Below are 24,167 nucleotides of genomic sequence, written 5' to 3'. Positions count from 1 at the left end.
GACTCGATCTGGACTTGCTGCTCGCCGGTCAGTGTCTCGTGCCTTTCTCGCGAACCTCGTGATCGCGGAATCGTCGGCGTCGCTTTCGATTCGAGGGCCTGCGGTCACCATTTCGTCCACCCTTCGAGCGACTCGATGTACTCGGTCTGCGCGCCGTTGCTCGTGGCGGGCTTGAGCCGCCAGTCGCCCGCGTCCCACACCATGACCAACCGCAGCGCCGCCCACAGCTGCTTGCCGTCGACGACGGGCCCGCGCGAGGCGAACCGGACGATGGCCAAGTCGTCGGCGTAGTTCTCCACCTTGAACGCGTCGGAGGCGACGAAGTAGCGAGTCACCTTCTCCGGCTGCTGTTTCGGAAGCCGATCCTCGTCGAGCGCGCGGTCGTAGGCGGCGATCTGCTGCGCCGAAACGCGCACCTGCCGCACGTACAGGTCGCGGTCGGCGGGGCGGGCGTTGAGCCGGTAGGTGATCTGCGCGGCCGCCAGCGCGGCGCCCTGCGGGGTGTGCGCGTAACCGACGGCGAGTCCGTCCTCGATGCGGGTCGGGCCGTCGGAGGTGGAGAACGGCACCGACGCGCCGTACACCCGCTGCCAGCCGCGCGGGGCTTGGGTGCCCTCCGGCGCCGCGGTCAGCCAGTCCGGGTCGGACGGCTTGCGCTGATGCGTCGGGTCCTGCGGAAGCGGTTGTCCCGCAGGGTTGTTCGGAATATCGACGCGCCTGCCGAACAGGTCGACCTCCGGGCTCGCGAAACCCTCGCCGGTGGTCGCGGCGAATTCGGCCTCGTTGTTGCCGGTGGCCTCGTCGTCGCCCCCCAGGTACACCACCGCACCGACGATCACGATGAGCGCCAGCAGCGCCGCGGACGCGATCGCACCGAAGGAGACGCGATCACGCGCGTAGGACTCCTTCTCGGTCACTTCGGCGCCTCCAATGTCACTATGTCGGTGGGTAATACGTCGATGGCCTCGACGGGGCGGGCGGTCGAGTCGGGGTCGGGCAGTCGTAATCTCCAGTCCTCGGCGAACCACTCGACAACCGTGTGGTTCACCGCTTTCGAGCCGTCCGAGTACTCGGTGTACACGTCGACGGCGGTGCGTTGCTCGGTGTAGTCCGTGATCTTGTACCCCAGCAGCCGCGGGGCGTACTCGGGCTCGGCAGGTCCGGTGATGGACAACTGCACCCGGCTCACCGCCCACTCGTCGCGCGCGGGACCTGGAACTACTTCGGCGGCGATCACTTTCGGCCACTGGTCGTCGGCGGCCACCGACAGGCGCACGGTGTGGGTGATCGCGGCGACGGCCGCGCCCGGCGGGGTCTGCTCGAAACCCGTTGCGGCACCGTCGGCGAGCGACTCGGGTCCCTGGTCGGTGTGCGGCAGCGCCACGCCTTGATAGGCCTGCCAGCGCAGCCCGCTCGGCCGCGCGGCGAGATCCGGGCCCGCGGGCTCGTCCGCGCCGCCACAGCCGACGGCGGCCGCCAGCAGCACCGCGCCGAACACCCCGGCCGCGGATCTGCCGAGCCGCCCGGCGCCGGGCGGGTGTGCCACCGAACGCGGCCGCGTCGCTGTGCAGTTCATGTCCGAACCGTCTCCATCAGGATCCCGCGGCTCACGTCGGTAGGAACGCCAACGCGATGCCGGAGGCGGTGCTGGCGACGATCGCGCCGATCAGGCTCATCACCACGCCGTGGGTCGCGTCGTTGACGGCCAGATCGCTGCGGAACGCGATCCACAGCCTGCCGGCGGACAGGATCATCCAGGCCAGGCACACCAGCAGCACGAACCACAGCAGCCAATTCAGCAGCTGCATCAGCGGTTCGAGCACCTCGGAGGGCATCTGCTTGTAGGCGAGCAGCTCCGTCGACATTCGCACGGTGGACATGGTCGTCCTAGGTGCCGATGACGGCGTTCATGATGGTGCCCGCGCTGGTCGCGACCACGCCGCCGATCATCGCGCCCGCCACCATCTTCGGCGATTCGAGGCCGCCACCGGTCCACTTCTCCCAGGCGAACCTGCCGCCGGCGTAGATGATTCCGCAGATGCCGGACAGCAGCACGAACCAAGTCAGGTAGCGCACCAGCTGCAGGATCTTCTCCGATCCCGGCGGCGCCTCTGGCGTCGGATTGCCGACCTGGGCCAGCACGGTGCCGTACGTGTCCTGCACGGCGAGGAGGAACATGCTCATCGGATGCCTTTCTCGAAATTGCTGCGCGCGCCGGTCGACCTCACGAATCCTCCCCCTCGTCGAAAGCCGCAGTGCTGTCAAGCTTCTCACGCACCGCGGAGACGATGTCGACGCCCAGCTCGCGCACCTCCAGCGGGACCTCGGCCAGCGGATCGATCTTGCGTTTCTTCTCCGGCATCGGGTCGCCCGGCGTCCACACCGGCAACTGCTCCGGCTCGACCAGGGTCCACTCCTCGTACCACGGCACCTGCCACAGCGGGCCCGCCAACGAGCCGACCACGTCGCGGTAGCGCCGAATTTCGGCGGGCATCCTGCCCGGCCGCGCGGCCACGGTGATCAGGCCGAGCACCTCGGAGGGTCCGCCGAAACCGAAATGGTGCTGGCGCAGCAGGTCGTGCGCGCGGGTCAACCCGGCGATCGTCTCCCTGGCCACCAACACGACGAACGGCGATTCACGCTCGAAGACGCCGGGCCAGCGGCGGCTCGAATCCGCCGCCGGCGCAAGCACATGCGCGAGGGTAGTTGCTCCGGCCCCGCCGTGCACACCGAGCAGCCAGACCAGGGGCGCGCGTCCGACGCCGGGCACCGGACGGTCCCAGACCGGTGCGCGACGGGACTCGGGCGGCGCGACGACGCCCGCGGGCTGCGGATCGAGTTTCCGGCGAAGTTTCATGGCGGCGGTCATGATGCCACCCCCGCCAACAGCACCCCGTACGCGCGGCGGGTCTCGGCGGCCAGCGCGCTGTGCCGGACGAGTTCGCCGCGCGCGAGATGCGGATCGTAGGGAATCTCCCTGATGTCGCGGACCCAGCCGCCCAGGTGTTCACGCAAATGGTCGGCAACCCGCGAATCGGCGCCGGGCTGCTGATGCGAGACGACGATGGTGGTGTCGCCGACGATTCCCGCGCCCTGCCCCTCGGTCGAATCGCCGAACTGATCGTCGAGCCATTCCAGGGTGACGCGCAGCCGGTTCGCGGCATCCGGGCGCGCCGGAATGGCAAGCACCAGAGCGACATCCGCGTCGTCGAGCAGCGGACGCAGCTGGCGTCCCGCGATCGGGCTGCCGCCGTCGTAGACCGCGGTGAATCCCGCGTCCTCCACCGCGCGCGCGACCGTCAGGTAGGTGGCGCGGCGGCGCAGCGGTGCGGCGTCGCGCCAGAGCAGACCGATGCCGGACGTGGCGCGGGACAGGCATTCCTTCAGCGGGGCCGGTTCGTCGTCGCCGCGCCCGTACAACCACGATTGCAGACTGATCGGGTGCAGGTGCTCGTCGGCGCCGCGCAGCGCGAGATCGCTGCCCGCCGCGGTGGCGTCCACCGCGACCGTAGGCGTTCCGCCCGAACCCAATTCGCCCGCGATACCGAGGGCGGTCGTGGTGGTCCCCGCGCCGCCGCACCCGCCGACCACCAGAATCGGCCGCTGCGTCGGCCCGGTCTCCTCTTCGCCGTCACCCCGCTTGCCGCGCCGCAACCGCACCACCGGAGCCTTCGAACGCGCTTGACGACCCGGCGGAGGGCCCTCCTCGGGCGCCTCGTCGAGCCAGCGGCTCCAGTCCTCTCCCATCGTTCTCAGCTCTCCTTCATCCGGCCGCGACACCCGTGATCAGGGTGCGGCCGCCGATCACCGCGGTGGTGACCGTCTGCTTGTTGTACGTGGCGGGCGCTCCGCCCGGCCGATACTCGGTGACCTCCACCGAATACATGTCGACGGCCACCGTCGCGACGCGCACGCAGTGCGTGGTGCCCTCCGGGACCGTGTCGATTCCACGCTGAATCGTCGGAGCGGCCGGGACCGCCGCGTCCGGCGCGACGAATTCCCGTGCCCGCTCGCCGGACCGCTCCACGTAGTAGGCGTACTGGAAGGCCAGCACGACGTCGGGGCCGCTGTGCGTGCCGCCGGGCTCCGCGCTGCGGATCAGCCGTTCGGCGCGCTCGGTCGGACAGCCCGAGGTGATGCCCGCCTGCGCGCTGCCCGCGGTGAACTGCATCGGCGGGGTGGTCGGCGCGACGGCGGCGCGGTTGCCCGAGGCCCGCAACAGGTACAGCGCGCCCAGCGCGACGAAGGCCAGCAACAGGACCGCAACGATCAGCACGACGACGACGCGGCCGCGGCGCGAGGCCGGATGGTCGCGCAGCGCGCGCGGGTGCGGGCGGACGGCAGGCGCGGGCTCGTCGTCGTAGTCGTCGTCCTCCGGCCACGGGAAACGGACCAGATCGCCGTCGCGCGGGGTGTAGTCGTCGTCGGGACCCGGCGCGTGGACCGCGACCCAATCGGACCAGCCGCCGGTGAATTCCGCGCGCCGCGAGGCCAGATCCGCCGGAACTTCGTTCCGCGCGCGCGCCTCCTCTGGATCCTCTTCCTCGCGGATATAGTGCGGATACCGAGCCGGTCCGTCGTCGTCGACCGGGTCGAGACTCGTGTCGTCCTGCTGCGCGGGAGCGGGCGCGCCGCTGTCGGGTTCGAGCGCGTCGTACCAGCGGGACAGATCTTTGTACGACTTCAACATTCCCCCATTCCCGCAGAGCCAGGCACGTGGTATCGCATCGTCGGACCTCTCGGCGATCAGTTCGTGGAGAACGGGTAGGCGTTGTTGGCGGTGCCGGGTCGCTCGGTGGGCGGAATCGAGGTCGCGCCGCCGGATGAGGCGCCATCGGCTCCTGTCCCGAACGGAAATTGTCCCGTACCGGACGAATTCGGCGTAGTCGACGCGCCGGTACTTTCGCCGAAGAATCCCGAGGGCGGTTTGGCCGCCCCACCCTGCGGCTCGGCGCCCGCGCCGAAGCGATCGGCCAGGTCACGGGCCAGTGCGGCGAACCAGTCGGCGACGAAGCGGGTGGGCGCGTCGCCGTTGGCGGCCACCGCCGCGGTGCTGTACGCGCCGTGCCGTTGCACGGTGTCCCAATACCGCACCCATGTCGTGACGTTCAGCAGTTCGCTGTTGTCGGTGATGTTCTGCACCACCGCGTCGAACGCCTGGGTGACCAGCCGGGACACCGTCGTCGGCGGGATCAGTTGTGGAATGGCGCCGATCAACTTCGTGCCGAGCAGCAGCAGACCCGCCGCCGGATTGGACAACCCAGCGGTGGCCAGCTGCGAGATCGCCGCCGGACTGATCACCGCCTTCACGACGGTGGCGACCGCGTTGAGCCCGATCATGCCGACCTTCAGCAGGGCGCGCAGCGCGCCGTTCAGATCCAGCGGGGTGCGCGGGTCCGAGGCGTCGGCGATGCGCTGGGAGATCGACTTCTGCGGGGAGAGCGACAGATTCGCGAGCGAGGTGCCCCGCACGTCCTCGTTCACGACCTTGGTCGCGGTCTTGATCGAGGTGAACGCGAGCGCCTGCGCGATGGAGACAAGCGACGCGATGGGGTCGCCGCCGCTCAGCTTCGCTTGGCCCGCCACCGAGGCAACGGCCTTCAGAATCGGCGCGCCCTGCGGCGCGTCGCAGGCGAGATCGCCTGCCGCACAGAAACTCGCCACGCGGCCGGTGAGGGCCGCGAAATTGGCCGCCTGGTCCCGTTCCGGGCCGACGCCGCCGCCGTTCGCAGGCGTCTGCGGCAGCGCGGCGATGGTCGCGATCTCGGCGCCCGCGGTGCCGGGCGCGGGATCGGGCGTCTGCTTGCCCGGCGAGCCGGGGAACAGCGGCGCGCCCGGATTGCGGGTCGGGTCGGCGAACAGCGCGACGGCCGCGACCCGGTCGGCGGGCACCACGCCGCGGCCCTGCCCGACCTCCTGGGCGAACACCGAGGCGACGTGCGCGCCCTGGGAGTAGCCGACGATGGCCAGGCGCGTGTCGGTGCACCGCTGGGCGACCTGAGCGGCCATGTCCCGCAGCCGCGTCAACCCGCCTTGCACGGACTCCACGTACGGTGCCGCGCCGCCGTTGACGAAGCCGCCGAAGCCGGATTCGTATGGCACGTAAGCGCGCTCGACCAGGCCGGGCCGAGCGGCTTTGGCCAGCAACGGCATGAAGACCGTGGACAGCATGCCGGTGTCGGTGGTCGGCGCGGCGTCCGGGGAGGACTCCCCCGTGCCCTGAACGCCCAAGGCGTACAACGCCGGACAGTCATCGATGGCCAGATCGGTCGAGGGGGCGGGGGAATTCGGCGGATCGGCGAGCGCGGGGCTCGCCGTCGCGGCGGCGACGGCAACGGTGGTCGCGACCACCAGCCCCGAGAGTCTTGCCGTGTAATCAGTCATAGCGATCCGCAATCAATCCCGTGTTGCCGCAGCTACCCTCAACGCCATGAAACGCAATAGACCGTAACAGATTCCGGCTATTACTGCCGCAACAGAGAAAACTTTTCGCGAAACGCCGAAGCATAACGCACACCGACCGGCGCGGCGCGGAGATCGGCACGGCAAGTTTCCGACAGCTCACGCGAGACCGCCACCGAGGAGCGACAATTGGGCTTTACCGGGCCAGCAACCCCTCTTGACGGTCCAGCAAACATTTCAGGTTTTCCAGCAAACATGCCGCGCGGCAACGATTTCCGGGGTCTCGTCCCGGCCACTCATGGCGCGCTGAATCAGCGAGGACGGCTACGCGACGGATTGCCGCTCGAGGACTGCGGCGGACGCTCGCTCAGGCGGCCGAGGTCACGCGGTAGACGTCGTAGACGCCCTCCACGTTGCGCACCACGTTCAGCAAGTGGCCCAGGTGCTTCGGATCGCCCATCTCGAAGGTGAACTTGCTGATCGCCACCCGGTCGCCGTGCGTGGCCACCGAGGCGGACAGGATGTTGACCTTCTCGTCGGCGAGCACCTTGGTGACATCCGACAGCAACCGGGTGCGGTCCAGCGCCTCGATCTGGATGGCGACCAGGAAGACCGACGAGGGCGAGGGCGCCCACTCGACATCGATGATCCGCTCGGCCTGCTCGCGCAGCGAACCGGCGTTGGTGCAGTCGGTCCGGTGCACGCTCACCGCGCCGCCGCGGGTCACGAAGCCCATGATCTCGTCGCCGGGCACCGGCGTACAGCACTTGGCCAGCTTGGCCACCGTGCCCGGCGCGCCGGGGATCAGCACGCCCGCGTCGCCGGTGACGCGCTGGCGGCTCGGTGTGGTGGACGGCGTCGAGCGCTCGGCGAGCTCGTTCTCCACGTCGCCGATGCCGCCGAGCTGGGCCATGAGCCGCTGCACGACGTGGTGCGCGGAGACCTGGTGTTCGCCGACCGCGGTGTAGAGGGTGGAGATGTCGGTGTAGTGCAGCTCGTGCGCGACCGCGGTCATCGCGTCGACGCTCATCAGCCGCTGCAGCGGCAGTCCGACCCGGCGGACCTCCTTGGAGATCTGCTCCTTGCCGCTCTCCAGCGCCTCCTCGCGGCGTTCCTTGGCGAACCACTGCCGGATCTTGGCCTTGGCGCGCGGCGAGACCACGAAGTTCTGCCAGTCCCTGCTCGGCCCGGCGTTCTGCGCCTTGGAGGTGAAAACCTCGACCACTTCGCCGTTTTCGAGCTGACGCTCCAGCGCGACGAGTCGTCCGTTGACGCGCGCCCCGATGCAGCGGTGGCCGACCTCGGTGTGCACCGCGTACGCGAAGTCGACCGGAGTCGACTTCTGCGGCAACGTGATCACGTCGCCCTTCGGCGTGAACACGAAGATCTCCGGCGACTTCAGGTCGAAGCGCAGCGACTCCAGGAACTCCGCGGGATCGGCGGCCTCGCGCTGCCAGTCGAGCAGCTGGCGCATCCAGGCCATGTCGTCGACCTCGGCGGCGTCACCGGAGTGCTTGCCTCGGGTCTCCTTGTAGCGCCAGTGCGCGGCGATGCCGAATTCCGCGGTGCGGTGCATGTCCTGGGTGCGGATCTGCACCTCGAGCGGCTTGCCGTCCGGGCCGACCACGGTGGTGTGCAGCGACTGGTAGACGCCGTAGCGCGGCTGGGCGATGTAGTCCTTGAACCGGCCCGCCATCGGCTGCCACAGCGAGTGCACAACGCCGACCGCCGCGTAGCAGTCGCGGACCTCGTCGCACAGAATGCGGATGCCGACCAGGTCGTGGATGTCGTCGAAGTCCTTACCCTTGACGATCATCTTCTGATAGATCGACCAGTAGTGCTTGGGCCTGCCCTCGACGATCGCGTTGATGCGCGAGGCGGCCAGCGTGTTGACGATCTCCGCGCGCACCTTCGCCAGGTAGGTGTCGCGCGAGGGCGCGCGGTCGGCGACTAGACGGACGATCTCGTCGTACTTCTTGGGGTGCAGGATCGCGAACGCGAGGTCCTCCAGCTCCCACTTCACCGTCGCCATGCCGAGGCGGTGGGCCAGCGGCGCGATGACCTCGAGCGTCTCCTTGGCCTTCTTCGCCTGCTTCTCCGGCGGCAGGAAGCGCATGGTGCGCATGTTGTGCAGGCGGTCGGCGACCTTGATCACCAGCACGCGTGGGTCGCGCGCCATGGCGATGATCATCTTGCGGATCGTCTCGGCCTCGGCGGCCGCGCCGAGATTGACCTTGTCCAGTTTGGTGACGCCGTCCACCAGGTGCGCGACCTCGGCGCCGAAATCCGCGGTCAGCTGCTCGAGCGAGTAGCCGGTGTCCTCCACGGTGTCGTGCAGCAGCGCCGCGACCAGCGTGGTGGTGTCCATGCCGAGCTCGGCGAGGATGTTGGCGACGGCGAGCGGGTGGGTGATATAGGGATCGCCCGACTTGCGGAACTGGTGCGCGTGGCGTTCGTCGGCGACGTCGAAGGCCCGCTGCAGCAGGGTCAGGTTCGCCTTCGGATACAGCTCGCGGTGCACCGTCGCGAGCGGTTCGAGCACCGGCTTGACGGCGGCGATGCCGCGCTGGCCGGTCATCCGGCGGGCAAGCCGCGCACGCACCCGCCGCGAGGCGGAGGTGGGGACGGCGGCGGCGCCGGGCTGGCGCTGGGTCTGATCGGCCGGGCGCTGTGCCGTTCCGGAGGGTCGCTGCCCCGTCGTCGGCTGCTTCTGGGGCACATCGTTGGGCGTCGGCCGGGCGGGCTGCGGACTCGCGGAGGCGGCCGCCGCACCGTTCGACTGCGGGGCAGATGCCGCCGATTGCTCGACATTCGCCTCGCCCAGATGCTGAGTCATGCCACCACCTCTCCACGCCGCGGTCGGACCACCCTATACGACCGCTGCAACCGCCCAGACCACAACTTTAGTCCCCGGTCGAGCGCACCGCCGGATCCGCAGCTGCCGAGACCGGAAGCTGTCCGGTTTCGGGCGCTGGGATCGGACATTTCGGGTCGAGACGGTCGACCTTAGTGCGGATTCGTCCGAACCGAATCAGGCCGCGCCCGAAGTGATTTGCCACCCGTGACCGGGAACGGCGAACAGGGGTCGCGGCGACCGGCGCTACCACTCGCGGGCGGTGGCAGGCCTTGCCCGCATCGAGCCGCCGTCCAGACCGCGCGGTATCGGAACGCCGAGCAGATCCAGGGCGGTGGGAGTGATGTCGACGAGGGCGTAGTGCGCGTCGGTCACGCCCGGGGCGAAGTCGGGTCCGCGCGCGATGACGAAGGTGGCGGTCTCGTCTCGGGTCTGTCCGCCGTGACCTCCCTTCGGGAGATGGCCGTGGTCGGTGGTGACCAGCACGGTCCAGTGCTCGCCGTGGCGCGCGTCGACGGCCGCGACGATCCTGCCGACCTCGCGGTCCACCCGGGTGGTCGCGTCCAGGAAGGCCTTGGACGCCGCCCCGTGCCGGTGACCGGCGAAGTCGACCTGGTCGAGGTGGACGAAAAGGAAGTCGGGGGCGTCGCCGGTGAGTTCGGCGATCGCCGCGTCGGCGGTGGCGGCGTCGGTCTTCGCCTCGTCCGGGTCGTCCGGCACGGGCGCGGTGACGCGGATCCGGCTCGCGTGCGGCGCTCCGCTGCCCGCGATGGTGGCGATCTTCGACCACGTCGCGACGGCGGCCGTGCGGCGTCCCGCGCGCTCCAGCAGGGTGAACACCGTGGGGTACCGGTCGAAGGGGCCGGCGTCGAAGTCGTTGTGGGTGACGCCGTGCTTGCGGTCCCACACGCCGGTGAGGGCGGTCGCCCAGGACGGGCCGGACAGGCTGATGTGCGGCACCAGCGAGGTCTGGGAGAGGGTGCCCGCCGCGACCAGCCGCAACAGGTTCGGCGCGCGGGCCTCGCGGATCTTGGCATACATCGCGCCATCCAGCCCGATGACGAGCACCTTGCCGCGACCGGGAGCGGCGGTGGAAGTGACCGAGCCGGGAACCAGGGCGGCCGCCACGACGGCCGTGGCCCGCAACAGCGACCGTCTTCGCATACCGTGACGATGACGGCCCGCGTACTCGTCCCACCAGCCCTTTCCCGGTCTGTTCATCGAGCTTTCATCGCCCGACCCGGCGCCGGTCGCCTCCCTGAACTCCGGCCGAACGCCGCGCGACCGGCCGGTTCCCGACCATCCAGATCGCTCGCTCCGCGCCGCTGGTCACCCCGACCACTGGGACTACCTCGGCGCCGCGTTCGGCGTCGCAGTGATGGGTTATTCGGCCTTCGAAGGATCGTCCGGGGTGAAGGCCCAGACGGCGGCGGGGCGGCCGGTGGGTTTGGTGCGGCGGCGTTCGGGGGTGCGTTCGAGGCCGGGGAGGGCGGCGAGGGTGCGGTTGAGGTTGGCCGGGTCGGGGCGCAGGCCGAGCAGGGAGGTGCTGAGCTCGACGGCTCGGGTTGCGGGGAATTCGGCGCCGATCACCGCGCGGGTGAACACGGTGTCTTTCCAGAGCAGCCGGGCCAGCACGGCGCGGGAGTCCTCGACGATGCGGTTGTGGTCGAAGGCCAGGGTGGGCGTCGCGTCGAAGGAGACCCACCGGGCCGGGCCTTCGTGCGGGGCGACCACCGCCCACATCGCGATGGACAGGGTCGGGCCGCGCGGGTCGCGGTGCGGTTCGTCGAAGGTGACGAGCTGACCGACCGCGCCGATCGCCGCCTCGGGGACGCCGAGTTTGGTGTGCACCGCGCGGCGCGCGGCCGCGACGAGGCGCTCGCCGCGGCCGAGCAGCACGCCGGGCAGCGCGAGTTCGCCGGTGAACGGTTCGTGGCCGCGCGGCGCGATTCCGATCGTGACCCCGGCGTCCTCGGGCCAGAACCGGAGCGTCACCACGTCGACCGACACAACGGATTGCTCCACGCCGAACCATCCTGCCCTCCGTCGCTCGCCCGGCGCCCGCCCGCCTTCGACAGCACCGCTCAGGCGGCGACCTCCGCCCGCGACGCGGTGCGGTCGGCCCGTGTCGGTCCGTCCGCGCTGAGCACGACGGGCGCGCCGAGCGTCCGCTCGAACCAGGACAGCCGATCTTCGGGCAACTCGGTGAGTATCGGCTCGGCGGTGGCGAGCAACTCGGTGAGCCGGCGCTGGTAGTCGAGGTCGCGCCACGGACCGAGCGGCAGGTCTCGCACCACACCGGCGCAGGTGCGGTAACCCGTTGCGGCCCAGCCGGTTCCGACGGCATCCAGGTGGTTGACCACGAGACCGTCGACGCCGCCGCACGCCGCGACGGCGTAACGCAGCAACACCGCGTCGAGGTGGCCGAGCCGGAACGCGCCCTGGTACTCGCCGAAGCCGTTGTGCGGCTCGGGAATCGCGAGCCGCGGGTCCTCCGTCGGCAACGGGCCCGCGCCGTGCCTGGTCTGGTAGGTGCGCGTGACACCGACGGTGCACCCCGCGTGGCCGATGGCCGCGAGCATGGCGCGGGCGTTGCGCGGTTCGACCGTGGACCAGGTGGTGTGCGGGTGCAATCCACGCCACTCGTCGAGCAGCACGCCCTGCGCGCCTTCGAAGACAAGGCGGCCGCGCCGGGCCGCCCTCGCCAGGTATCGCCCGTCCACGATCCGCACCGCGGCCGCGAACTCCCGGTACATGTCGACCAGATCGTCGATCGGCTCGTAGCGGTGCGCGCTCGGCGCGATCAAGGGACCGTAGTGGGCGGCAAGTTCGCGCAACTTCCGCCGCAGCACATCGGGTCGCCGACAGTCGGCGACCGTCGGCGCGTCGTGTTCCAGTGCGTACCAGGCGGTTTCGCCGATGCCACGGCCGCAGGACCCGTGCCGTGCCGCACCGCGGGCGTCCTCGCGCGCACGGTTGGCGGCGATGTGGATCGGCGTGGTCAGCAGCGCGCGATCGTCGATACGCAACAGCGCCAGCGGATCTCGGACGCCGAGCGCCGCCAGCCGCCGAGCCTCCCCCGCCAACGCGATCGGTTCGACGAGCATGTGTTCGGACAGCAGGGTCGGCACGCCGGCGAACGTGCCTGACCCGAACTGCGCGAACGTATGGTGCCGCCCGTCGGCGATCACGTTGTGCGCGGCCTGCGCGCCACCGTTGAAACGCACGACGGCGGACACGTCCAGACCCGCCTCTGGCGAGCACAGCCAGTCCACCGTCGCGCCCTTCCCCGCGTCACCGAAGCCGAGGTCGACGACGATCAGATGCGAGCCGATCATGCTGTCCTGCTTTCTGTTTCATGAACGTCGAGCGCGCCGCACCGACCCCGCGGCGGTGCGGCGCACCCGCTCAGCGCGAACCACCCGGCAGCGCCCGCACGGCCGGACGCGCGTGCGCGCCGAGCGCCTTGCCGACCGAATCCACCTCCGCCGCCGACCCGACGTCGCGCAGATCCGCCAGCCCCGTTTCGACGTCGACCCGCCCCTCGGCCAGCCCGATGGTGAGCGCGATGAGTTCGCACACCGCGGCCGGATCGTCGAGCTTCAGGAAGTTCTGGCCGAGCAGCCCGCGCCAGTGCTCCGCGATCTCGGGGTCGTCGTAGTAGGAGGACTGGTTCGGCAGGATGTAGTGCACGTGCCACTTCTCGGCCAGCTCGCGGTAGATCGAGTCGACCGCGATATCGCTGCGCACGTGATCGCCGATCACCGCGCGGATGTGCCGCGAGGCCAGCCGCGGCTTGTTCAGCTCGTCGCCGATGAGGAACAGGTATCCGCGCTTGCGCCGCTTCTCCCACGCGTCGGTGACGACGTGGGTGGCCATGAAATAGGCCGCCAGCTCGTAGCTTTCGGACTTCTGGCCGCCACCGCCGCCCTCGAGCAGGATGGTGCGCAGCTGCTCGTCCATCCGGTTGTCGGATTCGAACTGGCCGATCTGCAGCGGCACCCGGTCGGTGTCGGCGTCGCCGATCGCGCCGAACAAAATCTGCGGATCGTCGGCGTACTTCTTGCGCTGGAGCAGTCCGTGCAGTTTGCCGAGTTTGTCCTGCATGATGATCGGCACCTGCCCCATCGAGCCGGTCACGTCGAACAACACCGCGATGGGCAGCGAGTTCCCGTGCTCGGCGGAGTCCCGGCATTCGCGCGCGCCGACCCCGAGCGGGTCTAGCGACGGATGCGCCCGCCAGCTCGTGTACGGCTGCGCGCGCATGTCGGCGGTGTAGCCGAAATCATCGATCCCCCGGCCGGCGCGGTAGGTCTTGGCCGCCAGGTAGGCGGTGTCGTCCCAGTGTCCGTATCCCATGTCGCCGCTCCTCTCGTGTCGTAGTTTTAGTGTAGGTGACTAAAACTACGACGGTCAAGGGAGCTGGCCGAACGCGGGCCCATCCGGCTGTTAATACCCAAGGCACGCACCGCGATTCAGGCTTAGGCGGCACGTCGCCTATTGCATGCCATAGCGACGCTGGCCGTTCACCCTCCGGATGGACGATCGCGGAACGGGAAATTCGGACTCGCCGGACGCGCGGTGCGGAGCTCCCCGGAAGTGCGGTCTGAATCAGGGGCAAACCGCCGAGGCCGGTGCTCGCTAGGCGGTGCGCGTCATGGGGGGAGCCGACATCGTCGTCGGCTGCCAGGCTGCGGCACAGGGGCAAGTGTGCCGCAACGCATTTCAGGGAGTGGAGCACCGATGGGGAGACGAGAGAAGCCGATCGATATCAGGTCGGGCCCGATTGCCGCGTTCGCGGGCGATCTGCGCAAGTTGCGGGCCGCGGCGGGCAATCCGTCCTACCGGCAGCTGGCCAGCGTGGCCCTCTACTCCCCTTCCGTCTTGTCGGACGCCGCGGGCGGCCACCGGCTGCCGACGCTGCCGGTGGCGCTGGCGTTCGTCCGCGCCTGCGGCGGCGATCCCGCGGAGTGGGAGCGCCGTTGGCGCGAGGCGCGCGGGGACGGCGCGCCCACCGAGCCGCTGCCGATTGTGGTGGACGAGACGGCCGACGCGGGACCGCCGCGGCGTCCGGTCCAACTGCCCATCGGACCGGACGATTTCGTCGGCCGGGTCGCCGAATTCGACGGCACGCGCGCGGCGACGGCGGGCATCGCCGACTCGCGGGTGCCGGTGGTGGTGCGCGGCCCGGTCGGCGTCGGCAAGACCGCGTTCGCGCTGCGGTTCGCGCACCGGCTCGCCGAGCAGTTCCCCGACGGACAGCTGTTCGCCGACATGGCCGCCATCCGCTGCGACGACGCCGCGCCGCTGGAGGTGATGGCCGGTTTCCTGCGCGCGCTCGGCGTACCGCCCGATCGGGTACCCGCCGACGACATGCACCGGATCGGGCTCTACCGCTCGATGCTCGCCGAGCGCCGGGTCATCGTGCTGCTCGACAACGTCCGCGACGAACCGCAGGTGCGCCCGCTGCTCGCGCGCTCGCTGAACAGCCAGATCGTGGTGACCAGCCGCTCGCGACTGCTCGGCCTGGACGGGGTGCGCCGCGTCACCCTCGGCCCGCTCCCCCGCACCGAGTCGGTCGACCTGCTGCGGCTGCTCATCGGCGGCGACCGGGTCGGGGCCGAACCGGCCGCGGCGAGCAGTATCGCCGAGTTCTGCGGACACCTGCCCCTCGCGCTCACCATCGCGGGCCGCAAGATCGCCGCGCAACCGGGCCGACGCCTGTCGGAGATCGCCGCGCGCCTGGCCGAGGGGGTGAACGTGTCGAACTGGCTGCGGATCGGCGATGTGAGCCTCGCCGACGCGGTGCTGCCCGCCTACCTGTCGCGTCCACCGTTGGCCAAGCATGTGCTGCACATGCTGGCGGGCGGCGCCGACGAGGTGACGCCCGCGACACTGGCACGCACGCTGCACATCTCGATCGAGTCGGCCGAATACGCGATGGACAGCCTCATCGACGGTGGTCTGCTGCACCGGGTTTCGGAGCCGGAGCGGTATGTGATGTCGCCGTTGATCGGGCAGGTCGTCGCGCAGGAGGCGGACCGGTTCGCGCTGCGGCGCGGCGCCGACGAACTCGACGCCGACCCACTACGCGCGGCCATCGGTTTCGACAGCGGTTTCGGGCGCTGAGCCGAACATGTTGTCCGGCTTTGACGTTCGATTGTCCGCGGTAGCCGCCGACCCGGTGGTCACAGCCGGTTCCGGGGTTAGGTTCGTCGAGTTCGAACAGATCAGGACAACGACTCAGGAGGAGAGGACGTGGCGGACGAGATCCAGCAGAGCCGGGCCAACGCGTTTCGAAACCTGCACGCGGCGGGCACATTCGTGCTACCCAACGCATGGGACCCGATCAGCGCCGCGGTGATCGCGCAGGCGGGCGCCCAGGTGATCGCCACCACCAGCGCGGCCGTGGCCTGGGCGCTCGGCCGCACCGACGGCCAGCGGATGACGCGGGACGAGGCCGTCGCCCAGGTGGCCCGCATCGTCGCGGCCGTCGACGTGCCGGTCACCGCCGACGTCGAGGGCGGCTACGGTGCCGCGCCGGAGGACGTCGCGGCCACCGTCGCCGCCGTCGTCGGGGTGGGCGCGGTCGGCGTCAACGTGGAGGATTCCACCGCGCCGGGCGGGCCGCTGTTCGACCGCGCGGCGCAGTGCGACCGGTTGCGCGCGGCTCGCACCGCGGCCACCGAGGCCGGACTTCCCGAACTGGTGCTCAACGCGCGCACCGACGTCTACCTGTTCGGCATCGGCGCGGCCGAGGACCGCTTCGACGAGGTGCTGGCCAGGGCGGTGGACTACGCCGAGGCGGGCGCGGACAGCCTGTTCGTCCCCGGCCTGCTCGACCTGCCGACACTCACCGATCTCGCGGGCAAATCACCGATTCCGCTGAACGTGATGACCGGGCCTGGCGCGCCGAGCGTGTCGGAGCTGGCCGCGGCGGGAGTGCGCCGGGTCAGCCTCGGGCCGGCGCTGGCCCAGGCCGCCTACGCGCGGGCCGCGGCCGCCGCCCGCGAACTCCTCGACACCGGCACCTACAACGAGCTCGCGGACGCACTGGACTTCGGCGCGATCGAAGCGCTGCTGCGCTGAGCTCTGGAGGCGCGGCCGCATCGAGATGTCCGAGCGCGGCCGCGCCGAAACTCCCGAACGCCGACCACATCTCCGCCCCGGCGACCAAGGATTCACGATGAACGCAATCAGAACCGATTCGCGCACCGGCGTTTTCGCCGCGCTGCGCCAGACCCCGCGCCCGGTCGTCTACCTGCTCATCGGCGTGCTGGTGAACCAGCTCGGCGCTTTCGTGCAGACGTTCCTGGTGCTCTACCTGACGCATCGCGAATTCAGCATCGGCCAAGCCGGTCTCGCGCTGACCGCCTACAGCGCGGGCGCGGTGTTCGGGACCATGCTCGGCGGCGAGCTGACCCACCGGCTCGGCCCGCGCTCGACCATCATCGCGGCGATGACCGGATCGTCGGTCCTGCTCGCGTTCATCCCGCTGCTGGCGACGCCGGGTATGTTCGCGGTGCTGCTCGCGGCGGTGGGCGCGGCGGGCCTGGTCACCCAGTCCTATCGACCGGCGGCGGCGCTGATGCTCGGCGATCTGATGCCGGAAGAGCATCGGGTGATGGGCTTTTCGATGATGCGCATCGCGCTCAACGCGGGCGCGGCACTGGCGCCGCTGATCGCCGCGGCCGTGATCCTCATCGACTGGAACCTGCTGCTGTGGCTGGACGCCGCGTCCGCCCTCACCTACGCGGTGCTCGCGCTGCTGCTCCTGCCCAACGTCAAGGCGGTGCAGGACGCGCCGGAACCGGCGACCGAGCGGCGCACCGGCTACGGCGTGATCCTGCGCGACCGGCGCTATCAGCTTTTCCTGGCTTCGGTGCTGATCGGCTCGATCATCTACGTGCAGTACACCGTCGCGCTGCCGCTGAACATCACCGCCGACGGTCACTCCACTGGCCTGTACAGCGCGGTGCTCGTCACGGCGTCGGTGGTGCTGATCCTGTGCGAGCTGAAGATCACCTCCTACGTCAAGCATCTGCGAGCGCCGCTGGTCGGCGCGGTGGGCACCGCGGTCATGGGGCTCGGCGTCGCCGGGTACTCCTTCGCCGAGCACGGCGCCGCGCCGATCCTGCTGGCCACCGTGGTGTTCGTGCTCGGCGTGATGATCAACGGCCCCACCATGTTCGCCTACCCGTCGACCTTCCCCTCGGCGGTGAAGGCGCGCTACATCGGCACCCACCAGGCCACCTTCGGCCTCGGCATGGCGCTGGGTCCCACGCTGGGCGTGCTGGCGTGGGATCGCCTGGGTTCCGGGATCTGGCCGCTGTGCGGCGTGCTGGGGCTCGTCGCGGCCTGGTGCGCGTACGCCGGGATGCGGGAGGACGACAAGGCGGATACGAGCGAGCCCGTGGTGAGCGAAACACCCGACGCGCCAACGGACATGGAGGTATCCGACGAAGCCGACACCGACACGTCCGACGCGGCGACGGGCACCGCGGTGTCCACCGTCAAGTCCGGCACCGGAGCGTGAACGCCGCACACCGGCGCCACGAGGCGCGTTCCGCTGAGGCATCCGCCGATCGAGTACACGATCGGCGGATGTTCGCGTTCACCGCGAGTTTCCCGCAACCGCGCGGTTCTCCCGTCACCGCGCCGACGCGCCGTCGCTCGATTAGCCTCTTACCCGCAGATCGCACGACATCCCCTGCCGAACAGGCACTTTCGTACGAGATGAAGGCACCCATGAACCTGACATTCCATCTTCCCGCCGGCCGCGGCGCGTACGTCGAAGACAGGCTGCGCAGCAATCTCGTCGCGTGGCTGACCACAGTCCGCCCGGACGGCAGGCCAGACAGCGTGCCGGTGTGGTTTCTGCTGCGCGAGGACGAAACGGTCCTCGTCTACAGCCAACCCGGCAAGCAGAAGCTGCGCAATGTGGCGGCCAACCCACACGTGAGTCTCGGCCTCGACGTCACCGACATCGGCCGCGACATCGTCCGCCTGGAAGGCACCGCCGCGCTCGCCCCCGACCTGCCGCCCGCGGACCGCGAGCCGCGGTACGCGGCGAAGTACGCCGAACGCATCGGCGCGATGTTCGGCACACCGGCGGAGTTCGCCACGATGTTCTCCGCGGCCATGATCATCACGCCGACCCGCCTGCACAGCAGCGGGTCGGTGACCGCGCTGGACTGGCGCGAATGGCGACGTGACGCCTGATCGGTCAATGACCGATGCTGTTGTCGCCGGCTTCGACCAGGCCGCTCTCGTAGGCGAAGACGACGATCTGGGCGCGGTCGCGCAGGCCGAGTTTCGTGAGGATGCTCGATACATGGGACTTGACCGTCGCGGCTCCGATGAACAGTTGCGCGGCGATCTCGGCGTTGCTGGCTCCGCGCGCGATGGCGACCATCACGTCGCGTTCCCGGTCGCTGAGCCGTTGCAGACGGCCTGCGACGGCGGTGTCGACGGTGAGACGACGTGCGAACCGGCCGATCAAGCGGCGAGTAATCGAGGGCGCGAGCAGCGCACCACCGTCGGCCACGGTGTGTACAGCCGCGGCCAGCTGGTCGGCGGGCATGTCTTTGAGCACGAAGGCGCTGGCACCGGCCCGCAGGGCTCGATAGACGTATTCGTCCGGATCGAATGTGGTCAGGATCAGCACTCGGACATCCCAATCCGCCTCCGCCATGATTCTGGCGGTCGCCTCGAGCCCATCCATTTCGGGCATGCGGATGTCCATCAGGATCACGTCCGGACGATGGCGGTGCGCTGCCTCGACCGCCTCGAGGCCAGTTCCGGCCTCGGCCACCACCTCGATGTCCGGGTGGATCCGCAACACCATCGTGAAGCCGGTGCGGACCAGGGCCTGATCATCGACGACGATGACGCGGATAGTCATGCCGGGATGTATTCCGGCGCAAGTCGGTTCACGGAACTCACGGCTACGGCCCTCCTGTGGGTAGTTCGGCAAGCACTTGGAAACCGCCGCCGGGTCGCGGCCCCGCCTCGAGGTTGCCACCCAACAGCTGGGCCCGTTCGCGCATACCGATGATCCCGTGACCCGCCGGGCGCTTGTCGATACTCGGCCCCGATCGTGTCGCACGGCCATCATCGAGCACTTCTATCGTGATGCCCCGGCCACACTGCGTGCCACGCAGGTGCACTTCGGTCCGGGTCCGCGGGCCGCTGTGCTTGAGCACGTTGGTCAGTGCTTCCTGCACGATGCGATAAGCCGACAGTTCCACGCGAGCCGCCAGGGAGGCACGGATGTTTTCGGTCGTCACCGAGATATCGAGGCCCGCCCGGCGCACCTCCTCGACGAGACCGGGCAGGTCGGAAAGGCCGGGTTGAGGCCCGAGTCCGTCGTGATCGAGATCCGGCCGCAGCACTCCAAGCAGATGGCGCAGTTCGTCCAGCGCCTGTCGCCCGGCGTCCTCGACTGCGGCCATCGCTTGGTGGGCCGCCTCGGGGTCGTGGCTGGCCACGACCTTGGCAGCTCCGGCCTGTACCGTCATCATGCTCACTCGGTGGGCGACCACATCATGGAGTTCGCGGGCGATGCGGGTACGTTCCTCGATGCGGATTCGGTGTTCCTCCTCGGCTTGTTCCCGGCTCAGCCGGTCGTCGCGTTCGGCGCGCAGACGCAACCGGCGGCCCACGTACCACGCGAGTTCCATGGCGACGACACCGGCGATGATCTCCGCCCAGGCGGCGCGCGCGAGCAGGCCATCGACGGTGACCACGACAAAGCCACCCCCGATACCGGCATAGCCCCATCGCAGCTCGCCGGAGTAGCGCCCCGCGCTGTACAGCGCGATGATCGCCATACCGCCGAAGTCGGAATAGTCCGAACTCACCGCCACGACCAGCCAGGACAGGAGCGTCACCGCCAGGACCGGCACGGGTGCGCTGCGGCGCCAATACAGCGCCACGCTCGCCACGGCGGAAACCAGCAGCATGGCTACCGGTACCGAGCCGATCGAGCGGAGGGCGATCGCGTCACCGGGCGCGTCCACGACGTGCACGGCCAGCAGGAACATCGTGACAGCGAGGCTCGCGTCCGAGATGCGTGGCCAGCGGGTGAACGGGCCCCAGAATCGCTCCGACGGGCCATGCGGCGCAGCCGAGGGCCGGCGCGCGGCGCGGTCGGTCATCGCCCCGAGATCTGACGGCCGGTGTTGCGAGACGAGTCGATGCGCATCAGGCAACGGTAGGCCACACCGGGACGGGTAGTCATCACGCTCTGTGCGGATACCGCCTCCGCCGTCAGGAGGACGACCGCGGCATGACAACCCCGACGAACGGGGGGGAGCGAATCCCCTCGCGGCGGGCGACCGCGCAGGTGCCTGCCGCCCACGATGGAACCCGCTGTCCCAAATGCCTTCGGAACAACCGGCGGCCATCGCCCAGGAGCCCGTGATCATGAACCGATTAACCCGCCACATAGGCGACGTCAGCGCCCGCCGACCATGGGCAATCATCGCTGCCTGGGTGGCGGCCGTCGCACTCGTGCTGACCATGGCCGGGACTGCGGGCGGCCCGTTCATCGATGACTTCGTCGCGCCCGGCAGCCAGAGCGAGCAGGCGATGAACCTGCTCGAGCAACGCTTCCCCGAAGCGGCCGACGGCAGCGCCGTGGCTGTTTTCGCCGCGCCGCCAGGGGAGCGGCTCGAGGGTCACCGATCCGCCGTCGATGCCGCGGTCGTCCGGGTCGCCGACGTGGAGCACGTTGCCGTGGTGGCCGACCCGTTCGCCACGGGCACGATCTCTCCCGACGGTCGGATCGCATTCGCCGAAATCACCCTCGATCTGCCGTCGACGGATCTGGGGCCGGACGCACTGAACGCGCTCTTCGCGGCGATGGCGCCAGCACGGGACGCCGGTCTCACAGCGGAACTCGGTGGCGACGCGGCGTTCATCAATTCCGATACCGCGACCTCGGGTGCGGAGGCCGCCGGTGTACTGGTCGCGCTGATCGTGCTGGTTGTCGCGTTCGGCAGCATCGTGGCCGCGCTGCTTCCGATAGCGCTGGCCCTGATCACGGTTGCCGCAGGAGTCGGTGGCATCGTGGTACTGGCCAGCGCGCTGGACATCTCCTCGGCGGCACCGACGATCGGCGCGATGATCGGCCTCGGTGTCGGCATCGATTACGCCCTGTTCATCGTGGCCCGCTACCGCGAGAACCGCGCCGCAGGACAGGACAACGCGATGGCGCTGTCCAACGCGATGGGATCCGCGGGTTCCGCTGTGCTGTTCGCGGGCGGCACCGTCGTCGTGGCCATGGCGGCCCTCGTGCTGACCGGTGTCGGATTCCTGACCTCGGTCGGCCTCAGCACCTCGCTGGTGGTGCTGCTCGCCGTCGCGACCGCGCTCACGTTGCTGCCTGCGCTGCTGTCACTGCTCGGCGACCGAATCGAGACGGGGCGCCTGCTCGGCCGCAATCGCCCTGCCGAGCAGGCGACAGGCACGGCGTGGTGGCGTTTCGCCCACCGGATCGCCGAGCGCCCGTGGCCGTATCTGGTCGTCGCCGCGGCGGTGCTGCTGGCATTGGCCGCCCCGGCGTTCAGCATGCGCACGGGCTTCCCGGACGCCGGTGACGACTCGACGAGCACCACGCACCGCCGCGCCTACGACCTGCTGGCCGATGGTTTCGGGCCGGGCTTCAACGGCCCGCTGTTGCTTGTCGCCGATCTGCGCAGTCCGGGAGTCGATGCCGGACGCATCCCCGCACTGGCCGAGCGTATCGCCGCCGACGACGGGATTGTGGCCGTGGGCGTGCCCCGGACCTCACCCGCCGGTGACACGGTCGTGCTGTCGGCGATACCTGCCACCGGTCCCGCGGACGCGGCGACGGCGGAAACCCTGCGGCGCATCCGCGACCTCCTCCCCGACAACGTGGCCGTATCGGGTCTGACGGCCATGACCGACGACCTCACCGAACGGCTGGACGAAGCCCTACCGGTCTTCGTCGCCGCGATCCTGGTCGCGTCGTTTCTGCTGCTGATGGTGGTGTTCCGCTCCTTCGCGATACCGCTGAAGGCGGCGGTGATGAACCTGCTGTCGATCGGCGGGGCCTACGGCATCGTGGTCGCGGTGTTCCAGTGGGGCTGGTTCGCCACCGTATTCGGTTTGGAGAGGACCTATCCGATCCCCTCACCGATGCCGACGATGTTCTTCGCCATCCTCTTCGGCCTGTCCATGGACTACGAGGTGTTCCTGCTCTCGCGTATCCGCGAGGAATTCGACGCCACCGGCGACAATGCCGAGGCGGTCGCACGCGGATTGGCGGGTACAGGCCGCGTGATCACCTCCGCCGCACTGATCATGACCGCGGTGTTCCTCGGCTTCGTCGCGAGCCCGTCGCCGCTGGTGAAGATGATGGGTTTGGGGCTGGCCGCCGCGATCGTGCTGGACGCGACGATCGTCCGGATGGTGCTGGTACCCGCCACCATGGCATTGCTGGGCCGGGCCAACTGGTGGATGCCCCGCTGGCTCGGTTCGCTCCTGCCGCGATCGCGCGAGCACGATATCGAGCCGCCGACCGCGACTGCGCCGGTGCCCGTCACTGAGCGTGGCTGATTCTATCGCCGCGCAAGTGCTCTTCCCGCGCAATTCGAAGCGCGGTGAATCCGCTCGACCACCTGTAGGAAAGGTAAGGGAACGTATGAAAGCGATCGTTCACGACGAGTACGGTGCACCGGACGATGTCCTGGAACTCCGTGACATCGACACTCCGACGCCGGAGGACGGTTCGGTACTTGTCCGCGTGCACGCGGCATCGGTGAACCCGGCCGACTGGCACTTGATCAGAGGCATTCCGTACATCGCCCGTCTGCAGCTGGGGCTGCGGCGCCCGCACCATACGGTGCCCGGCTGTGATGTGGCGGGGCAGGTGGAAGCGGTCGGTGCGAACGTCACCGGATTCCGGCCCGGGGACGAGGTATTCGGAAGCCCGTTCCTGCGCGGCTTCGGTACCTTCGCCGAATACGTCTGCGTTCCGGAAGATCTCCTGGCACACAAACCGGAGAACCTCTCCTTCGAGCAGGCCGCGGCCGTACCATTGGCCGCGACGACGGCCCTGCAGGCACTGCGTGATCACGGACGGATCGGTCCGGGGAAGCACGTGCTGATCGTCGGCGCGGCGGGCGGTGTCGGCACGTTCGCCGTGCAACTCGCCAAGCGCTGGGGCGCCGAGGTGACCGGTGTTTGCGGCACGGCAAATGCCGACCTGGTCCGATCCCTCGGCGCGGATCACGTCATCGACTACACCCGAGTAGATTTCACCCGCGGCGGGCAACGCTATGACCTCGTCTTCCAGCTGTCCGGAACCCGCGCCCCCTCGGACTACCTGCGGGTACTCACGACCGGCGGCACGCTCGTGCTGGCCGGCGGTGACTCGGACGGCCGCTGGATCGGCGCTGTGGATCGCCTGCTCGCCGCTCGTCTGATGTCTCCATTCGTGAGCCAGCGCTTGACGAGCTTCACGGTCGCTCCGAACGCGGCGGATCTGGTGATGCTTCGGGATATCATAGAGGCGGGCGACGTGGCCCCCGTCATCGACCGCAGCTACCCTTTGGACGAACTGCCGGCTGCCATCCGCTACCTGGAGCAGGGGCACGCTCGCGGCAAGATTGTCATTGTGCGGTGAATCAGCTCGAATTCCATACATGCCATGCCATCCGGCTGTGCGCCGGTTCCCTCGGAACGCCGATGATGGTGACGGTCCGAAGCGACGCATACCCAGCGACCGCACCGACAACCGTGATCACCCGAGTAGGTTCGAAGATGCGGACGGCTCGGCTCGGGTGAGATACCGCCGACGCGCATAGTGACCCGAAGCACGACCGGTGCCGGATTCCTCTCCGGTACAACGGAAAAGGCGGCGGCGTTGGAACCGCCGCCGCCT

21 protein-coding genes are annotated in these 24,167 nt (G+C 69.6%); 6 read left to right on the top strand and 15 right to left on the bottom strand.

The genetic code is table 11. The annotated features are described in order from the left end of the window. Nucleotides 1–104: 104 nt before the first annotated feature. The 13 genes from NAM01S_RS05090 to NAM01S_RS05030 all read right to left on the bottom strand — a co-directional run bounded on the left by NAM01S_RS05090 (nt 105) and on the right by NAM01S_RS05030 (nt 13,615). Nucleotides 105–917, bottom strand: coding sequence for a DUF8175 domain-containg protein (locus NAM01S_RS05090; RefSeq protein WP_067779949.1), 813 nt, complete (start codon nt 915–917; stop codon nt 105–107). Continuing rightward, on the bottom strand, nt 914–1,576 hold the full coding sequence (locus NAM01S_RS05085; RefSeq protein ID WP_253798275.1) for a DUF8175 domain-containg protein: 663 nt from the start codon (nt 1,574–1,576) through the stop codon (nt 914–916). The genes NAM01S_RS05090 and NAM01S_RS05085 overlap by 4 nt, the downstream gene beginning before the upstream one ends. 31 nt (nt 1,577–1,607) lie before the next feature. Then, nucleotides 1,608–1,880, bottom strand: coding sequence for a hypothetical protein (locus NAM01S_RS05080; RefSeq protein WP_067779947.1), 273 nt, complete (start codon nt 1,878–1,880; stop codon nt 1,608–1,610). Nucleotides 1,881–1,887: 7 nt separating this feature from the next. Continuing rightward, complete coding sequence (locus NAM01S_RS05075) at nt 1,888–2,184, bottom strand: hypothetical protein (protein WP_067779944.1); 297 nt, start codon at nt 2,182–2,184, stop codon at nt 1,888–1,890. A gap of 40 nt (nt 2,185–2,224) precedes the next feature. Continuing rightward, complete coding sequence (locus NAM01S_RS05070) at nt 2,225–2,869, bottom strand: hypothetical protein (RefSeq protein WP_067779941.1); 645 nt, start codon at nt 2,867–2,869, stop codon at nt 2,225–2,227. Beyond that, the gene (locus NAM01S_RS05065) at nt 2,866–3,747 is read right to left on the bottom strand and encodes a MinD/ParA family ATP-binding protein (protein ID WP_067780155.1); all 882 of its coding nucleotides are present in this window, start codon (nt 3,745–3,747) and stop codon (nt 2,866–2,868) included. Before NAM01S_RS05065 ends, NAM01S_RS05070 begins: the two co-directional genes overlap by 4 nt. 16 nt (nt 3,748–3,763) lie before the next feature. After that, on the bottom strand, nt 3,764–4,690 hold the full coding sequence (locus NAM01S_RS05060) for a DUF8176 domain-containing protein (RefSeq protein WP_067779939.1): 927 nt from the start codon (nt 4,688–4,690) through the stop codon (nt 3,764–3,766). A 56-nt stretch (nt 4,691–4,746) separates the two neighbouring features. Further along, a complete protein-coding gene (locus NAM01S_RS05055; RefSeq protein ID WP_067779936.1) occupies nt 4,747–6,384 on the bottom strand; it encodes a cutinase family protein in 1,638 nt (545 codons plus the stop codon). A 385-nt stretch (nt 6,385–6,769) separates the two neighbouring features. Continuing rightward, nucleotides 6,770–9,238 (bottom strand): RelA/SpoT family protein, encoded by a 2,469-nt coding sequence (locus NAM01S_RS05050; protein ID WP_067779933.1) that lies wholly within the window; start codon nt 9,236–9,238, stop codon nt 6,770–6,772. Between the two features lie 264 nt (nt 9,239–9,502). Further along, nucleotides 9,503–10,477: an alkaline phosphatase family protein gene (locus NAM01S_RS05045; RefSeq protein WP_253798277.1), complete on the bottom strand. Its 975-nt coding sequence runs from the start codon at nt 10,475–10,477 to the stop codon at nt 9,503–9,505. Between the two features lie 162 nt (nt 10,478–10,639). Continuing rightward, on the bottom strand, nt 10,640–11,281 hold the full coding sequence (locus tag NAM01S_RS05040) for an NUDIX hydrolase (protein ID WP_067779928.1): 642 nt from the start codon (nt 11,279–11,281) through the stop codon (nt 10,640–10,642). 59 nt (nt 11,282–11,340) lie between these two features. Continuing rightward, nucleotides 11,341–12,594, bottom strand: coding sequence for an adenylosuccinate synthetase (locus NAM01S_RS05035; RefSeq protein ID WP_067779925.1), 1,254 nt, complete (start codon nt 12,592–12,594; stop codon nt 11,341–11,343). A 70-nt stretch (nt 12,595–12,664) separates the two neighbouring features. Continuing rightward, nucleotides 12,665–13,615 (bottom strand): hypothetical protein, encoded by a 951-nt coding sequence (locus tag NAM01S_RS05030; RefSeq protein WP_067779922.1) that lies wholly within the window; start codon nt 13,613–13,615, stop codon nt 12,665–12,667. A gap of 384 nt (nt 13,616–13,999) precedes the next feature. Here NAM01S_RS05030 and NAM01S_RS05025 point away from each other — a divergent pair, with 384 nt between their 5' ends. From NAM01S_RS05025 to NAM01S_RS05010, 4 genes are all read left to right on the top strand, one after another. After that, nucleotides 14,000–15,385: an XRE family transcriptional regulator gene (locus NAM01S_RS05025; RefSeq protein WP_067779919.1), complete on the top strand. Its 1,386-nt coding sequence runs from the start codon at nt 14,000–14,002 to the stop codon at nt 15,383–15,385. A 129-nt stretch (nt 15,386–15,514) separates the two neighbouring features. Then, nucleotides 15,515–16,345: an isocitrate lyase/PEP mutase family protein gene (locus NAM01S_RS05020; RefSeq protein ID WP_067779916.1), complete on the top strand. Its 831-nt coding sequence runs from the start codon at nt 15,515–15,517 to the stop codon at nt 16,343–16,345. 97 nt (nt 16,346–16,442) lie between these two features. Then, the gene (locus tag NAM01S_RS05015) at nt 16,443–17,792 is read left to right on the top strand and encodes an MFS transporter (protein WP_084482503.1); all 1,350 of its coding nucleotides are present in this window, start codon (nt 16,443–16,445) and stop codon (nt 17,790–17,792) included. A gap of 68 nt (nt 17,793–17,860) precedes the next feature. Beyond that, the gene (locus NAM01S_RS05010) at nt 17,861–18,478 is read left to right on the top strand and encodes a TIGR03667 family PPOX class F420-dependent oxidoreductase (protein ID WP_084482463.1); all 618 of its coding nucleotides are present in this window, start codon (nt 17,861–17,863) and stop codon (nt 18,476–18,478) included. Between the two features lie 4 nt (nt 18,479–18,482). Here the strand turns inward: NAM01S_RS05010 and NAM01S_RS05005 are convergent, their stop codons facing one another. Further along, a complete protein-coding gene (locus tag NAM01S_RS05005) occupies nt 18,483–19,160 on the bottom strand; it encodes a response regulator transcription factor (protein WP_067779908.1) in 678 nt (225 codons plus the stop codon). 43 nt (nt 19,161–19,203) lie between these two features. Then, nucleotides 19,204–20,685 carry a sensor histidine kinase gene (locus NAM01S_RS05000; protein ID WP_218018339.1) on the bottom strand — a complete coding sequence of 494 codons (1,482 nt, stop codon included), beginning with the start codon at nt 20,683–20,685 and terminating at the stop codon, nt 19,204–19,206. Between NAM01S_RS05000 and NAM01S_RS04995 the strand changes: the two genes are divergently transcribed. Both NAM01S_RS04995 and NAM01S_RS04990 read left to right on the top strand, forming a co-directional pair. Beyond that, nucleotides 20,639–22,840 (top strand): MMPL family transporter, encoded by a 2,202-nt coding sequence (locus NAM01S_RS04995; protein WP_218018338.1) that lies wholly within the window; start codon nt 20,639–20,641, stop codon nt 22,838–22,840. The genes NAM01S_RS05000 and NAM01S_RS04995 overlap by 47 nt on opposite strands. After that, nucleotides 22,833–23,909: an NAD(P)-dependent alcohol dehydrogenase gene (locus NAM01S_RS04990; RefSeq protein WP_253798279.1), complete on the top strand. Its 1,077-nt coding sequence runs from the start codon at nt 22,833–22,835 to the stop codon at nt 23,907–23,909. The genes NAM01S_RS04995 and NAM01S_RS04990 overlap by 8 nt, the downstream gene beginning before the upstream one ends. The last annotated feature ends 258 nt before the right edge of the window (nt 23,910–24,167 follow it).

The sequence above is a fragment of the Nocardia amikacinitolerans NBRC 108937 genome, from assembly GCF_001612615.1.
In the GTDB taxonomy this organism is placed as follows: domain Bacteria; phylum Actinomycetota; class Actinomycetes; order Mycobacteriales; family Mycobacteriaceae; genus Nocardia; species Nocardia amikacinitolerans.
Note: the sequence above shows the minus strand (reverse complement) of the source record. Positions and strands in the feature narration are given on the sequence as shown.

What these genes read in the sequence shown, in the direction of transcription:
- NAM01S_RS05005 (WP_067779908.1), bottom strand. Translation starts at nt 19,160, where the DNA reads ATGACTATCCGCGTCATCGTCGTCGATGATCAGGCCCTGGTCCGCACC.
- NAM01S_RS04995 (WP_218018338.1), top strand. Translation starts at nt 20,639, where the DNA reads ATGCCTTCGGAACAACCGGCGGCCATCGCCCAGGAGCCCGTGATCATG.
- NAM01S_RS05055 (WP_067779936.1), bottom strand. Translation starts at nt 6,384, where the DNA reads ATGACTGATTACACGGCAAGACTCTCGGGGCTGGTGGTCGCGACCACC.
- NAM01S_RS05070 (WP_067779941.1), bottom strand. Translation starts at nt 2,869, where the DNA reads ATGACCGCCGCCATGAAACTTCGCCGGAAACTCGATCCGCAGCCCGCG.
- NAM01S_RS05050 (WP_067779933.1), bottom strand. Translation starts at nt 9,238, where the DNA reads ATGACTCAGCATCTGGGCGAGGCGAATGTCGAGCAATCGGCGGCATCT.
- NAM01S_RS05000 (WP_218018339.1), bottom strand. Translation starts at nt 20,685, where the DNA reads ATGATCACGGGCTCCTGGGCGATGGCCGCCGGTTGTTCCGAAGGCATT.
- NAM01S_RS05010 (WP_084482463.1), top strand. Translation starts at nt 17,861, where the DNA reads ATGTTCGCGTTCACCGCGAGTTTCCCGCAACCGCGCGGTTCTCCCGTC.
- NAM01S_RS05025 (WP_067779919.1), top strand. Translation starts at nt 14,000, where the DNA reads ATGGGGAGACGAGAGAAGCCGATCGATATCAGGTCGGGCCCGATTGCC.
- NAM01S_RS05065 (WP_067780155.1), bottom strand. Translation starts at nt 3,747, where the DNA reads ATGGGAGAGGACTGGAGCCGCTGGCTCGACGAGGCGCCCGAGGAGGGC.
- NAM01S_RS05030 (WP_067779922.1), bottom strand. Translation starts at nt 13,615, where the DNA reads ATGGGATACGGACACTGGGACGACACCGCCTACCTGGCGGCCAAGACC.
- NAM01S_RS05085 (WP_253798275.1), bottom strand. Translation starts at nt 1,576, where the DNA reads ATGAACTGCACAGCGACGCGGCCGCGTTCGGTGGCACACCCGCCCGGC.
- NAM01S_RS05075 (WP_067779944.1), bottom strand. Translation starts at nt 2,184, where the DNA reads ATGAGCATGTTCCTCCTCGCCGTGCAGGACACGTACGGCACCGTGCTG.
- NAM01S_RS05035 (WP_067779925.1), bottom strand. Translation starts at nt 12,594, where the DNA reads ATGATCGGCTCGCATCTGATCGTCGTCGACCTCGGCTTCGGTGACGCG.
- NAM01S_RS05045 (WP_253798277.1), bottom strand. Translation starts at nt 10,477, where the DNA reads ATGAACAGACCGGGAAAGGGCTGGTGGGACGAGTACGCGGGCCGTCAT.
- NAM01S_RS05015 (WP_084482503.1), top strand. Translation starts at nt 16,443, where the DNA reads ATGAACGCAATCAGAACCGATTCGCGCACCGGCGTTTTCGCCGCGCTG.
- NAM01S_RS05060 (WP_067779939.1), bottom strand. Translation starts at nt 4,690, where the DNA reads ATGTTGAAGTCGTACAAAGATCTGTCCCGCTGGTACGACGCGCTCGAA.
- NAM01S_RS05080 (WP_067779947.1), bottom strand. Translation starts at nt 1,880, where the DNA reads ATGTCCACCGTGCGAATGTCGACGGAGCTGCTCGCCTACAAGCAGATG.